This is a genomic window from Elusimicrobiota bacterium (genome assembly GCA_026388075.1).
GTDB lineage: Bacteria > Elusimicrobiota > Endomicrobiia > Endomicrobiales > JAPLKN01 > JAPLKN01.
The window spans coordinates 1-13791 of the sequence record JAPLKN010000131.1; the positions used below are offsets into that span (position 1 = coordinate 1).

Consider the following 13791-nt stretch of genomic DNA (forward strand, 5'->3'; position numbering starts at 1 on the left):
ACCCTGCAGCTTGCTGCAGGGAATTGTCAAGTTAATAAGAAGTATTAAAAACTGTCAAAACAGGAACAACCATTGATAGAACTAGGAATTAAAAAACCTATTACGGCTCTGATGCTGGTTCTAGGCATAATACTTTTTGCGGTCGTAGCTTTGCCAAGAATCCCTGTTGAGCTCTATCCTGCCACTGAAGTTTCCCAGGTTAGTATTATTACCCGCCTGCGCGGAGGAATAGCGGCAACTGAAGTAGAAAAATACGTTACCCGCCCCTTAGAAGAAGCCTTCTCCGAACTTAACGGCTTAAGAGAAATCATATCTTCCTCCAGAGAGTCAGAATCAAATATCACTCTTTTTTTCTACCCTGATGTAAATACAAATTTTGTCGTAATAGATATCCGCGAAAAACTTGCTATGGTAAAACATCTTCTCCCGAGAGAAGTTGAAAAACCCATAATCGCCAAATTCCAGCAGTCTGACGCACCCATAATTATTCTAGCTTTAAGCTCAAACATATATTCAACAGAAAAACTCCGTGAAATGGCGGAAGAAAAAATAAAAGAAAAAATAATGCGAATAGCCGGAGTTGCCAACGTTGAAATAGGCGGAGGCAGAGAAAGAAAATTTCTTATTGAAATAATCAATTCAAAACTAGTCGCAAACAGGCTCCCGATATTATCCGTTGTTGAAAGGATAAATTTAAATAATATCTCAATTTCTGCGGGCGACATTATACAAACGGATAAAAGCTATATCATCCGGGCAACGGGAGAATACAAAAGTATCAAAGAAATAGAAAATACCGGTATAGCAATAACGAATGCGGGCTCTGTAATACGTTTAAAAGATATAGCTGTTGTCAGGGACTCCTATTATGAGCCTACATCCTTTGCAAGACTTAACCTTCAGTCCGTGGTATCGCTGTATGTTCAGAAAGAATCTACCGCAAACACAATTAAAGTGGCAGAAGATGTCGGCAAAGAAGTAGAAAATCTAAAAAGACTTGTCGGTAAAGATGTAATAATAACTCCTATAAAAAACGATGCCACATTTATTAACAGGGCAATACGCGCTTTGACAGACGCTCTTTCTATGGGCGGAATACTTTTGTGCGGTATTTTGTTTGTTTTCTTAAGAAATGTCCGAACCATTTTGATAGTAATAACTACTCTGCCTTTAAGCCTTCTTATGTCATTTTGCATGCTTTTTCTATCGGGGCTTACTTTTAACGTAATGACATTATCAGGCCTGGCAATGGGCATAGGAAATGTTATGGATAACGCCATTGTTATCCTGGAAAATATTTCGTTTCATCACCACAGAAAAACGTTTCCGGATAAAATTTCAATGATCGTAAACACGCTTACTTTTGTGCCGGCAGAATGTTTTTTCTGGCAGAGAAAATACGATTTAGATTTTCAACCTTGGTATTTAACCGTGAGAAATTACTACCGAAAAATGCTGGCTTTTTCTTTTAGATACCAGCCATATGTCTGGGCCGCAGTCCTTGGGCTTTTATTATTTTCGGCTTCTATTTTTATCCGGAGCGATTCCGAATTCATTGATCCGGGTGACGTGAATACTTTCAGAATAGGAATACAGTTTCCTCCCGCGACAAAAATTGAAATTTCAAATGAGATTGTAAAAAGGCTTGAAAAAGCTTTGATGACTTATCCGAACGTAAGATTGGTCTCTTCAAAAGTTGAAAAACTTCACACATTCGTTGAAGTTGAAGTAAAACAAAATCCTGAAAAATTTAAGGAAGAATTCAGGAAAAGATTTCCGGAATTTTCCCCGGCTTTTGTTTATTTCCAGGAATCGCAGGCTGCCGGATCAAAAGAAGTGCTTGTTGATTTTTATGGAAACGATTATAATATATTGAAACAGCTTGCCTTTGCTTCGTCCGGAAAACTTTCTCAAGTAAAAGGCCTTACGGATATTAAAATCAGAATGAGAGAAGACGAGCCTGAGCTTCACTTTTTTGTTGATTTTCGCAAACTTGCCATATTCGGCATTTCAACAATTTATTTAGCCAACACTTTACATTGCCAGCTTAGAGGCCTTATCGCTACACAGTACAGGACTGAAGGCAAAGAAATTGAAACTATATGCCGTCTAGTTCCGCACACAGTTGAAAATGCGCGGGAACTCCCTTTCCTTGCGATTGTCAACCAATCCGGCGATATACTGCGTTTAGGGCAGTGCGGCCATGTGGAAGAAATCAAAGCATCCCAGGAGATTTGGCATAAAAATAAAAAAAGGTTCATTCAAATAAGCGCAAACCGCCTTAAAATGGGGCTTGACCAGGCTGCTAAAAAGATTAATGCCTCGTTAAAAAGCATCGCATTCCCGAAAGATTATTCTTTCAACCTTTCAGGCGATTATGAAAAAACTGTCAGGAATAAAGAGCAGTTTATATTCGCAATCATATTGACGGTCATTTTGATTTATCTTGTCCTTGCATCTTTATTTGAATCTTACATTCAGCCCCTTTTAATAATGTTTGCCCTTCCTTTAAGCACGATCGGTGTTGCGCTTTCGCTTTGGATATTTAAAAAACCCATAAGCCTTGGCGTGTGGATCGGCTTTATGATTTTGTTCGGCTCCGTCGTATACGGTTCAATCATACTAGTTGAAAAAATCAATACAAGAAGGCAAGGAAGAAAAGATCTTTTGAAAGTCATATTTGAGGCCTGCGGCGAAAGGCTTAGGCCTGAACTCATTACAATGTTGATGAAAACCCTTGGACTAGTTCCTATGATTTTATCCCGTGATGAAGCGGCAACAATGTGGAGATCTTTAGGAATGACGGTATTTTTTGGTACAATAACGGGAACTTTGCTTACTTTATTATTGGTTCCTGTTGCTTATTTGACCGCCGAAAACATGTCGTCAAATATCCAGAACATTATACCTTGGAGCAAAAACGCTTTTTTTGCTTCTATCGAATTATTAATCAAAATATTTAGGAAAATAAAGCCCAGACTTGCTGTCATTAAAATACCTTTACCGAAATTTCCGAAAAGAAAAGAAAAAGAGAAACAAGAACGTTACGACGACGAATTTTAATAAGAAAGTAGGTAGCATGGCCCTGAGCGTCCCGTGGTGAGCGAAGTCGAACCAAGTCGAAGGGTAGACAGTCCTCGGACCCATAGGGTCCTATGGACCCGAGGGTAGGCAGGGAAAGTCAAGAACTGAACTTAAAAGGCGGGGCATATTTTAGCAATAATTCTTAAACCTATACGCTAAACGCTATCCCTGCCCGCCGACAGGCGCGGCGCTATACGCTATTTAGGGAGTAAATTATGAATTTTTTAAAATTACCTGTACAAAGGCCTGTTACAACAGTCATGATTTTTGTAGGTGTATGCCTCCTAGGATTGATCTGCTGGACTCGCATTCCTCAGGAATTATTCCCTTCATTGGAGTATCCCCAAATCACCATAGTAACAAAGTATGAAGGAGCAGGCCCGGAAGAATCTGAAAACCTTATAAGCAAGCTTATTGAAGAAACCGTGGGAACAGTAAAGAATGTTAAAAGGATAAGCTCCATTTCGCGCGAAGGAACATCTATAGTTTCTGTTGAGTTCCGCTGGGGAACAAATATGAATCTTGCGGCAATGGATATAAGAGAAAAAATTGACCTTATAAAAGATTCTCTGCCCAGAGATTCCCGCGAACCGGTAGTTCTGAAATTTAATCCGCTTCAGTCCGAAGCGATGATTATTTCCGTAAATTATAATACCGGAGAAACCGATCCCTGGAAAATGGCTGAACTAAGGAGCTTTTGCAAGAAAAATATTAAAGACGAGCTGGAACGCTTGGACGGCGTGGCAAAAGTTGAGATAAGAGGCGGCGAAAAAAAAGAAATTTTAGTTGAAATTGACAAAGGGCGCCTCTTAGCCCAGCAGGTATCAATAATTGATATGATAACCGCGTTAAAAGAATCAAACATAACTTACCCTGCAGGAATAATAAAGGAAGAAACTTATGAATATTTAGTAAAAACTGTCGGAGAATTTCAGACAATTGACGATATCGCCGCGCTCTCTTTTTCTAAAAGAGAAACCGGCCTTGGAAAATCAAAGCCTAAACTCCGCAGAATAAGAAACCAGGAACCGGAAAGAGATGAAAAAATTATCTTTATGAAAGATATCGCTAATATCAAAGAGTCTTTAAGGGATAAAACGGGTTATTCAAGGCATAACGGAAAAGAAAATATATCTTTGGGAATATATCCCCAATCCGGCTCAAACCTTATAAAAATATCTGACGCTGTCTTGAAAAAATTGAAAGATATAAAAGATAAAATTCCTTCAAATGTAGATGTAAAGATCATTTATGACCAATCTGAATTCGTTAAAAATTCTCTCGGGAATGTTTATTCTGAAGCTATTCAAGGCGCGGTGCTTTGTGTTATTATTCTTTATTTTTTTATGAAAAGTTTATATGCCTCGTTCATTATTAACGCGGCTATTCCTATAACAATTCTTTTTTCATTAAGCGTTATGTATTTTACCGGTATAACGCTTAACACAATGTCTTTAGGCGGCCTTGCGGTAGGCGTCGGTATGGTGGCTGATAACGCAAACTTGGTTTTTGAAAATAATATAACCGAAATGCAGAAATATCCCGACCGCGACAGAAGGGAAGTTATTTATGAATCAACCGTAAGTCTCGTACCAGCAATAATCAGCTCAACACTTACTACTATAGCTGTATTTTTGCCTTTTATATTTGTTACAGGAACCGCTGGACAGTTATTCAAACAGCTTGCTTTAACCATAACCTTTTCAATGATTGCTTCTGTCTTTGCCGCTATCTTGTTTATACCGAGAATGTCAATGACAATAAACCTAGCAAAAATTGCTTCGGTTTCTTCAAAAGAAAAAATGGAGCTGTTTTTTAAACCCTATCTTGAAAAAGTATTGAAGTGGCCATGGAGCAAAATGGCTTTCTTCTTCTTCCTTTACGTCGCTGCAGGGCTTTTATGCTTCTACATAATACCCAAGGAATTTATGCCAAAAGTGGATGAAAGGCGTTTTGTGCTCAATATATCCATGCATCCTGATACTCCTCTTGAAATAACTAACGCGCTAACGAAGCGGGTAGAAGCTCTTATATCAAAATATCCGGAACTAAAGGATATGTCTGTGGGCATCGGATCTACAGGAGATGAACTTGGATCAGCGGCAATAGAATCTCTTTCCCAATCACAGTCGCGAATAACAGTAAATCTTAAAGACTCAGGTCTTTCAACGAACAAAATAGTTACCGAAATTGGTGAAGAAATAAAAAAATGGGATTTTAAAGACCTTTCTACGGAATTTATAACTGCTCAAGGGCTTTTTGGTTCTGGAATAGGCGCATCCGCTGGCTTGACCGTTGAAATTAAAGGTAAAGACCTTGGGAAACTCCGAGCAACTGCAGAAAGGATTGCCGAAAAAATGAACTCCTACCCGAATTTTTACGGAATAAGAATAAGGCCTTCTGCTTTGGTACCTGAACTTAGGTTCATCATTGAACGAGACCGGGCTTCAATGTTTGGATTGTCCACTCAGGATATTTCAAGCATGTTTTTGGCAGCTATTAAAGGATATGTCGCAACTAAACTAAAAACAAAAGACGAAGAGTTTGATATCAGGGTCCGGTTAAGGCCTCAGGACAGGGATACGATAGAAAAGGTCAGAGAAATGACAGCGTATTCGCCTTGGGGAATGACAATTAAAATGAAACAGCTGGGACAGGCTTTATTTGTTGAATCAAACCCCGAAATAAGGCGTTCCGAAGGAGAAAGAACTTATTCAGTTTCTGCCAATGTGAATGGCACTTTTGGAAATGGCGTAAAAAAATTGAAAGAAATACTTAACAGTTTGCCTCATCAAGAAGATGTATTAACTACTATTGGCGGCGAAATGCTGGCCCTTCAGGAATCTATGAAATCGTCTTTATTTGCAATAATTTTAGGGGTAATAATAATTTTTATGATTCTTGCGTCCCAGTTTGAATCGCTTGTTCAGCCGGTCATAGTTATGACATTAGTTCCCATAGGACTTATCGGAGCCGTTATATCTTTATTAGTCTGTTTTCAAAGCATCAACGCTATTTCAATGCTCGGTATAATAATGCTCATAGGTATGGTGGTAAGCATTTCAATAGTTCTTGTGGACCGGTATAATGCGCTTCATCAAGAAAAACCTGAAGAAAAAACCGAAGAATTGGTAGTGCATGGTACCGCGGCACACTTGAGGCCGATCCTTATGACCACTCTTACAACTATCCTGGGTCTTTCCCCTCTGGCACTTGGAATCGGGCAAACCGCAGGCGGAACATCAATGCCTGCTATGGCAATAGCAGTTATAGGCGGTTTATCCTTCGGCCTAGTTCTTGCCCTCTTTTTTGTCCCGTATGTTTACCTAAAATTAAAAGGATCTCAAAAAATCAGCTAATAAAAAACTGGCCAATATAAAAAGGATGGCAAATATATGCCATCCTTTTTTTTTATTTCTTAGAAAAATGTTTTTAAGATGTATTTCCCCTCTTTACAAAAGAGGGGAAAGGGGAGATTTTATTACAGACAAATCCCCCTGTTTCCCTTTACAAAGGGGGGCAATCAGTAACCGCCCTGCAAGCAGGGCGGAATTGTCAAGTTAAAATTTAAAGTTAACTTTTTTGTTGCTTTTTATTTCTTTTGTTATGTCAATTAAAATAGGCTGAGCATCGGGTTTGTTCGGATCAAGAATTTTTATCGTATTGATTTTTATAAGTTCGTATTTTTTACTGGTTTTTTCCGCCTCATTAACCAAAATGTGCCTTGCAAGCTCAAACATTTGAGGGTCAAAATTTTTTGTTCCGGTCAAAACCAATTCACTGCCGACAAAGCTTACGTATTTCAATTCATATTTATTAAGGAGTATGCTTAAGAAAGGATTGCTTCTTAGAAGCATATTAAACTGGGAAACAGTAAGCCTCCCGGCAAACTCGTTTAAGGTCATCTCTTTATCGCTGGTATAATTAATTAATCCGTCCTGGCCAATATCTATTTCCATCACAAGACGGCCTTCGTACTCCCCTCTGGATATTTTTTGGTAAAGATAATCTTTAATGTCCTGGAGACTTTCTATAATGCGTATCCCGAGCTTCCACACCGGGTCAATAGCCGTTACCACCATAAAACTTATCTTTGCATCAGTGCTTAATGAAACTCTGACAATGCTTAAGACTGCCCCTTGCAGCTTTTCAAGCATTGCGGAAAGCTTTTTTGTTTCGGTGGAAGAAATATCCTCAAGTTTAATATCCAGATAGAGGGTATTTCCGACCAGGGATGCTTTGCTCTCCAGGTTGTATTCTTTTTTTACAAGTTTTTGAATGGATTCAGTCAGATTGCCGACCGGATAGGTAGGATTACATCCGCTAAGAAATACTGAAAAAATAATAAAACTATAAATAACAATTCCGTTCAACCAAAACATTTGATTACCTGTTTATACGTAAGATTAAATTTTATTCTCCTTCGCCAAATACCCCCCTCGTTTTGCTTCGCTAAACGAAGCAGGGGGGGATGAAGGCGGGGAGAAGAATTCTGCATTGATACCTCGCATCTTGATGCGGGGTGCTTCATTTTTTGGATTGGTTTTTCTGAATTTCAAAATCACTATTTCAGCGGCTGAGGAGGTGCATCTGTTCCTATAAGTTTTCCGCCGGAAGCGTCCTTGTCCCGGCCCATAACTTTAAAAAGCTCAACGATACCGTCATAATCTACTTCTTCTTCCTTAATAAGTTTTTCACCCAAAGCTTCAACCAGATCCCACTCGTGTTTTAGGAATTTTTCAACCTGGGCCAAGCAGTCATTAAGTATCTGGACGGTTTCATCATTTAGTTTTTCTTTAAGGCTGTTTGATAGTTCCTGGTCTGGTATCACGGTAAAATCGCCTACCATAGAGCCTAAGCCCATGCCGTATTTCCATACCATTGCATGGGCGATAGCTGTAGCATTTTGGAAATCTCCGGAAACACCGCTTGTAGTATTGCCGTATTTAAGCTTTTCCGTAATATAGCCTGCCAGGCTCACCTTGATATCCGCCATAAGTTTGTTCCTTGAATGGGTATGAAGCTCTTCCCTTGGATGATGAGTAACCATTCCGAGAGCCGGCCCGCGCGATTTAATTGTAGCTTTAAAAACATCGTCGGTCGGATGAAGAAAATAAAGTGCTATGGCATGGCCTGCCTCATGAAATGCGGTCTGCTCTCTTTCAATTGGCGACATCATTATATGGGTTTCAAGGCCAAGGTCAATCCTGTCCATAGCTTCGGACAAGTCTGCAAAAGCAATGATTTCTCTGCCGTTACGAGTTGCTATAAGAGCGCTTTCCTTTATTATATTTTCAATATCAGCAGGCGATTTATAAACTGTTTTTCTTGCCAGGCGTGAAATTTCAATAGAAGGATCATACTTTACATTAGCCATATAATACTTAAAAATATCGTCTCTTTCTTTTAAGTTCGGTAATCCCACATAAATTTTTCTATCAAACCTTCCCGGGCGAAGGAGCGCTTTATCTAGCACTTCTTCTTTTGCGTTTGTCGCCCCGATAACTATAACGTTATGCCCCTTGCTTTCAAGCCCGTCAATTTCAACAAGAAGCTGGTTTTGCGTGCTGTTAGTTTCTTCCCCGCCGCCTAAGTAGGAAAACGTCCTGCCTCTTCCGATAACTTCTATTTCATCAATAAATACTATGCAGGCCCCTTCAGAATAGGCATATTCCCTGGCTTTCTTAAAAAGCTTTCTCACTCTGGACGCGCCGACACCTACAAATATTTCAACAAATTCGCTTCCTGACATAGAAAGAAAAGGCATTTTTGCTTCCGTAGCAATCGCCTTTGCAAGAAGGGTTTTTCCGCATCCCGGAGGTCCTATAAGCAGAATTCCTTTAACAATTTTCCCGCCTATTTTTTTAACCTGAACGCGGTCTCTAAGAAGCTTTACTACTTCCATGGCCTCTTTTTTTGCGCCTTCAAGGCCTATAACGTCTTTAAATCTTACTTCTATATCTTTAGTATGAACCTTGGTTTTCTGCATAGAGCCAAAACCGCCGCGGAAAACTGTCATGTACATGTAAACGAATACAAAAGCATTAAGAGCCGTCATTAGAAGCTGGATCGGAAGTGTTGAAACCGTAAGCTTCCTATAAAACGACTCCAGGCTCATTAGGCCCCATATTGAAAAGAAAATAAGCAATACTACTGAAACAATTATAAGAACCATTACCCAGTGATTTTTCCAGAAAACTCTCCATTTTCTAATCATATTATTATCCTTTTTTGGTTTCCCTTGAAGCGGGGATTTTATTCCTTGCTAAATTTTAGCTGCGTAATTATATAATATTTATAAAATAAAAAAAAGCCCCTACAATTTTTCAACATATTTTGAATTTAATTAATTTAACTTGACAATTCCGCCCTGCTTGCAGGCCGGTTACTGATAATCCCCCTTTGAAAAGGGGGGAATAGGGGATTTGCCTGTAATAAAATCGCCCCTTTCCCCTCTTTATAAAAGAGGGGAATACGTTTGATACCGCCTCCGCCGCGGCGGACTGGGCGGAGGTTCATTAAGATATTTCTTAAAAAAAATTAAACGGAAAAGTTTTTCTAAACTGGACGAGAATTTCACATGAGTCTAAAAAAGGAAAATAATACGGAAGGATATTGAGAACGGGAAATAATTTAATTCTATTAAGAAATTCAAAATCTATTTATTGTTCTTTTTTTCTTTATCTTGATTCTGATTTTTTTCTGAATTTTTCTTTCCGTTCAAATACGCAAAAACAACAAATGCTATAAAAATGCCAATTGCAACAAAAACAATGAAATCTTCTGCTAAGTTGATATGCATATATTCCTCCTTAATTAAAATAAAAAAGCCACCTCTGGATTTTTATTCCAGCGAGTGGCATTAAAAAAACCGCTCACTGGTATAAAAACCAGATGGCGGCCCGACCATCCAAATCCTCCGGAAGCATTAAAGCCTCCGAACCCTTTGATGGAACTTATTGAATTATATTAAGTTTACTATATATTTTCTAGAAAATCTATGGATGAATTATTTTTGAAAGCTACTACGCTTTTAGGTAGTGAGCGAAGTCCCGAGTGCAATCGAGGGACGAGTCGAACTACTCCGGGACTAGGATTCCCTTCGACAGGCTCAGGGTAAACTCCCAAACCCGCCTTTACGGCGGGTAGTTCTCATCCTTTTCAGAGTTATTTCTGATTCTCTATTATACTTTTAGGTAGTGAGCGAAGTCCCGAGTGCAATCGAGGGACGAGTCGAACTACTCCGGGACTAGGATTCGAACCTAGACAAAGGGAGCCAAAGTCCCTTGTGCTACCATTACACAATCCCGGAAAAAAGGATTCAAGAAAAATTATGAAGGTTCTATTTTTCCAAGCGGAGCTTCTTTCAGTTTGGCTTCGTAGGCAATTAGAACTTTTTGTTCCAGCTCATGCCTAAAATCGCTGTTAATTGGATGAGCTATATCTTTAAAGGTTCCGTCAGTTTTTTTTCTGGATGGCATACAGACCATCAAACCTCTTTCTCCCTTTACTATGCGCAGATTGTGGATAACGAAAACATCGTCAAACGTTACCGCAGCATAGGCCTTTAACTTCTCTTCGTTTTTCGGGAAAATCCTGACTTCAGTAATTTTCATCGCTCCTCCCGCGCTACAAAGACTCAACTACCCAAACTTTCCATTTATATGATAAAAGTTTTTTCTTTAATCTCTGCCCTTCCTCAAGTGATGGGACTATCCCAAAGACCGTGGAACCTGAACCCGACATCAGGCTTTTATATCCGAAATTTTCAATTTTCTTCTTTATAAAAGCAACTTTTGGATATTTCGGCAAAACCACTTCTTCCAGCCTGTTATACAAAAGTCTGCCCCATATTTTAGAATCTTTTAATGATTCCAAGTGGAATTTTATTTTATTAATTTTTTGCCTGCTTGTCAATGGAAAATGAAGTTTTTTATATACGGAAGGCGTTGAAACCCCAAAGTTAGGAAAAACAAGCACAAAGTAAGTTTTTTTGACCTTTTTTATGGATTTAAGTATATCTCCTATACCTTTGGCAACAGCCGTACCGCAATTAAGAAAAAAAGGTACGTCCGCCCCTATTTTAGCGGCAATTTTAACCAGCTTTTTTGGGCTGATCTTCAGTTTCCATAATTTTAACAGCCCTTTTAAAGCTGCCGCGGCATCGGAAGATCCTCCTCCGAGCCCCGCGCCCAAAGGAATATTTTTTTTCAGATGTATCCGTGCGCCTTTTTGCGTTTTAAGTTCTTTTTTTAGTAGTTTTGCCGCTTTTACGACAAGGTTTCTTTCATCATTCGGAAGATTTTTAAGATTGCATTTTAGCGATATTTTTTCTTCGGCAGGTTTAAATTCAAGTTCATCATAAAGGCTTACGGACTGCATTATTGATTCAATATTGTGATAGCCGTCCGCCCTTTTGTTTTTTACTTCAAGGAAAAGATTTATTTTGGCAGGAGCAAGAATTTTCATTTTAAAGTATTGTTTTCAATCCTAAACAAAGATGAATCCAAAGTTTTATTCGGCTCAAAATCACTCAGGAGCATTCTGCCGCGGAATTTTCCTTTAAGAAAAAAATTCACATTAAAAGGAATGTGTATATTATCCTTATAAACGTAATCGGAAATAGTAATAGAAACTCCATTTTGAATTGTAAGTCCTTTGGGCAGTGAAGTTTTTTTGTCTATTTTTAAAATCTTATTCCCCGCTTTATAATAAAAATATCTTCCCTTTTTTGACAGTTCAATATTTTGCGAATTAAATTCTTCAAGAGACAATTGATGGTTAATAAAAACTTCTTTTACTTCGGCCGGAATATCTTGATCAAGCGCGCGAGGCGATATTTTCAAGTCCTTGTTATAAATAATTGTCATTTGAGGGCTAAAAATCCCCGCAGAAACATCTATTCTAACAAGTTCGGGTTTGAGGTATATCGCCGTGCCTGAAAACTCAAAATTAAAAGAGTCCGCTTCCGCTTTAATAAAAAAACTGCACTTAAAGGATTTGATATTTTCATACGTATGAACAATTCTATGAAGCATTGCCCTTTGAAGATCTGATTCATTCAAATCCTTTTTTATTTCTTTTAGTTTGTTTTTTACTTCGTAATTTTTTGGCTGGATTTCAATTGAATTCGTATAAGCTTCCCAGGCCTGAGCTTTTTTATCAAGCTTGATTTTCGTATCGCCTAGATGCGCCCAAATTACAGGATCGGACATTAAGTTTGAAGCCTGTTCAAGATATTTTTCAGCCTGATCAAATTTATTTTGCTTAAAATAAACCCAGCCCAAAGAATCCAAGTAAGAAGCATTTTCGGGTTCAATCTCTAAAGCTTTTCTGATAAGTTCTTCCGCGCGCTCAAGTTTTATGCCTTTTTCTGCATAGGAATACCCCAGGTAATTTAGCGCCCGGGCAAATTTTGGATCAATTTCAACAGATTTTTCAAAATAAGCTGCGGCATCTTCAAATTTGCCCTGCTTGTCGGATATAACTCCCAAGTTAAAAAAAACTTCGGTAAAATCGGGTTTTACTTTCAAGGCTTCTTTAAAATTTTGTTCTGCAAGCCCATAATTTTTCATATCGTCGTAGGCAAGCCCTATCAGATAATAAAAATTCGGATTTTTAGGTTCAAGCTCTATCGCTCTTTTCAAATACTCTATTGCTTTGGGAAACTGGTTATTTAAGGAATAATAATAACTCAAACGCGCTAAAAGCATCGGGGTTTCATCGTTTTCCCTTAAGGTTTCGAAATACTCTATAGCTTGCGGCCAGTCTTTTTTTTCTTCGGCAAGTAAACCAAGCCAGAATATCACTGAGGAGTCGTTTGGATTTATCTTATCCGCCTTTTTAAAAATTTCTTCCGCGGAAGCGAAATTTTTTGTCTTGTAATAAAGCCCGCCAAGATAAAGCAGAATCATCACATTGTCCGGCACAAAGCTGAGATATTTTTCGCACTCTCTTATAGCATCATAAAGGCGTTCCTGTTTTTCATAAAGCTGGGCAAGGGCAAAATATGCTTCGTAGCTTTCGGGTTTCAGCGAAATTGTTTTTTCCAAAGACTGGGTAGCTTTCTCAAGCTGGCCAAGCTTCTCAAAAGCCATTCCTCTATGATAGTAGCTTTCGGCTGAATCCGGTTTTTGCTGAATATATTTGTCCCAGTAAATTATGGACTCTTTCGGATTATTGTTGGCAGAATGATATGCCGCAAGATATAAAATTGCAGTCTCATTATTTGCGTCAATTTTTAATGCGTTCTCCCATGCCTCGCGCGCGTTATTTGACCTGCCTAACATCATATAAAAGCTTCCCAAAAAAAGCTGAGTATTGAGGTTGTCTCCGTATTGTTCCTTAAGCTTTAGGGCGGAATCCAGGGCTTTTTCCCTGTCGCCAGACTGCCAGTAAACGTAAGCAAGGTCCCGATATACGGGCACGGCATTTTTATCAATTTCAAGAACACGGTTGTATTCCTCTTTTGCTGCAGCTAAATTTCCGGATTGTAAAGCCAATAGGCCTCTAAGATATGCCAGGTATGCCTGATCTTGAAAGGCGTTTGAAATAGTAAAAGGGCCTAAAATAATTACGGAAACAATGGTTATAAATTTTTTGTTCATGGAAAAATAGGGACAGTTGTTAATGCTCACTAATTAGGTAACTCTTTTGGTAGAATATAACCAAAGGAGGCTGTCCAATGAAATACCAAGACATAATAAT

At 38.7% G+C, this 13791-nt stretch carries 8 protein-coding genes and 1 tRNA gene; 2 read left to right on the forward strand and 7 right to left on the reverse strand.

All coding sequences use genetic code 11. The features are described 5' to 3' along the window. The first annotated feature begins 72 nt into the window (after positions 1-72). Positions 73-3063, forward strand: a complete 2991-nt coding sequence (locus tag NT145_07200) for an efflux RND transporter permease subunit (protein ID MCX5782473.1) — start codon at positions 73-75, stop codon at positions 3061-3063. A gap of 236 nt (positions 3064-3299) precedes the next feature. Then, the gene (locus tag NT145_07205) at positions 3300-6443 is read left to right on the forward strand and encodes an efflux RND transporter permease subunit (GenBank protein MCX5782474.1); all 3144 of its coding nucleotides are present in this window, start codon (positions 3300-3302) and stop codon (positions 6441-6443) included. A 201-nt stretch (positions 6444-6644) separates the two neighbouring features. On the opposite strand, the gene NT145_07210 is transcribed toward NT145_07205, so the two are convergent. The 7 genes from NT145_07210 to NT145_07240 form a co-directional block, all read right to left on the reverse strand. Then, entirely contained in the window at positions 6645-7466 is an 822-nt protein-coding gene (locus tag NT145_07210) for a hypothetical protein (protein MCX5782475.1), read from the reverse strand. A gap of 182 nt (positions 7467-7648) precedes the next feature. After that, complete coding sequence (locus tag NT145_07215) at positions 7649-9301, reverse strand: AAA family ATPase (GenBank protein MCX5782476.1); 1653 nt, start codon at positions 9299-9301, stop codon at positions 7649-7651. A gap of 441 nt (positions 9302-9742) precedes the next feature. Continuing rightward, the gene (locus tag NT145_07220) at positions 9743-9886 is read right to left on the reverse strand and encodes a hypothetical protein (GenBank protein ID MCX5782477.1); all 144 of its coding nucleotides are present in this window, start codon (positions 9884-9886) and stop codon (positions 9743-9745) included. Between the two features lie 439 nt (positions 9887-10325). After that, a tRNA-Gln gene (locus tag NT145_07225) sits at positions 10326-10396 on the reverse strand. A gap of 19 nt (positions 10397-10415) precedes the next feature. Then, positions 10416-10700, reverse strand: a complete 285-nt coding sequence (spoVG, locus tag NT145_07230; protein ID MCX5782478.1) for a septation regulator SpoVG — start codon at positions 10698-10700, stop codon at positions 10416-10418. Between the two features lie 13 nt (positions 10701-10713). Then, positions 10714-11553 (reverse strand): 4-(cytidine 5'-diphospho)-2-C-methyl-D-erythritol kinase, encoded by an 840-nt coding sequence (gene ispE, locus NT145_07235; GenBank protein ID MCX5782479.1) that lies wholly within the window; start codon positions 11551-11553, stop codon positions 10714-10716. After that, entirely contained in the window at positions 11550-13721 is a 2172-nt protein-coding gene (locus NT145_07240; protein ID MCX5782480.1) for a tetratricopeptide repeat protein, read from the reverse strand. The genes ispE and NT145_07240 overlap by 4 nt, the downstream gene beginning before the upstream one ends. Between the last annotated feature and the right edge of the window lie 70 nt (positions 13722-13791).

Excerpts from the sequence above, each read along its gene's own strand:
- NT145_07205 (MCX5782474.1), top strand. The coding sequence starts at position 3,300 with ATGAATTTTTTAAAATTACCTGTACAAAGGCCTGTTACAACAGTCATG.
- NT145_07210 (MCX5782475.1), bottom strand. The coding sequence starts at position 7,466 with ATGTTTTGGTTGAACGGAATTGTTATTTATAGTTTTATTATTTTTTCA.
- NT145_07215 (MCX5782476.1), bottom strand. The coding sequence starts at position 9,301 with ATGATTAGAAAATGGAGAGTTTTCTGGAAAAATCACTGGGTAATGGTT.
- NT145_07220 (MCX5782477.1), bottom strand. The coding sequence starts at position 9,886 with ATGCATATCAACTTAGCAGAAGATTTCATTGTTTTTGTTGCAATTGGC.
- spoVG (MCX5782478.1), bottom strand. The coding sequence starts at position 10,700 with ATGAAAATTACTGAAGTCAGGATTTTCCCGAAAAACGAAGAGAAGTTA.
- ispE (MCX5782479.1), bottom strand. The coding sequence starts at position 11,553 with ATGAAAATTCTTGCTCCTGCCAAAATAAATCTTTTCCTTGAAGTAAAA.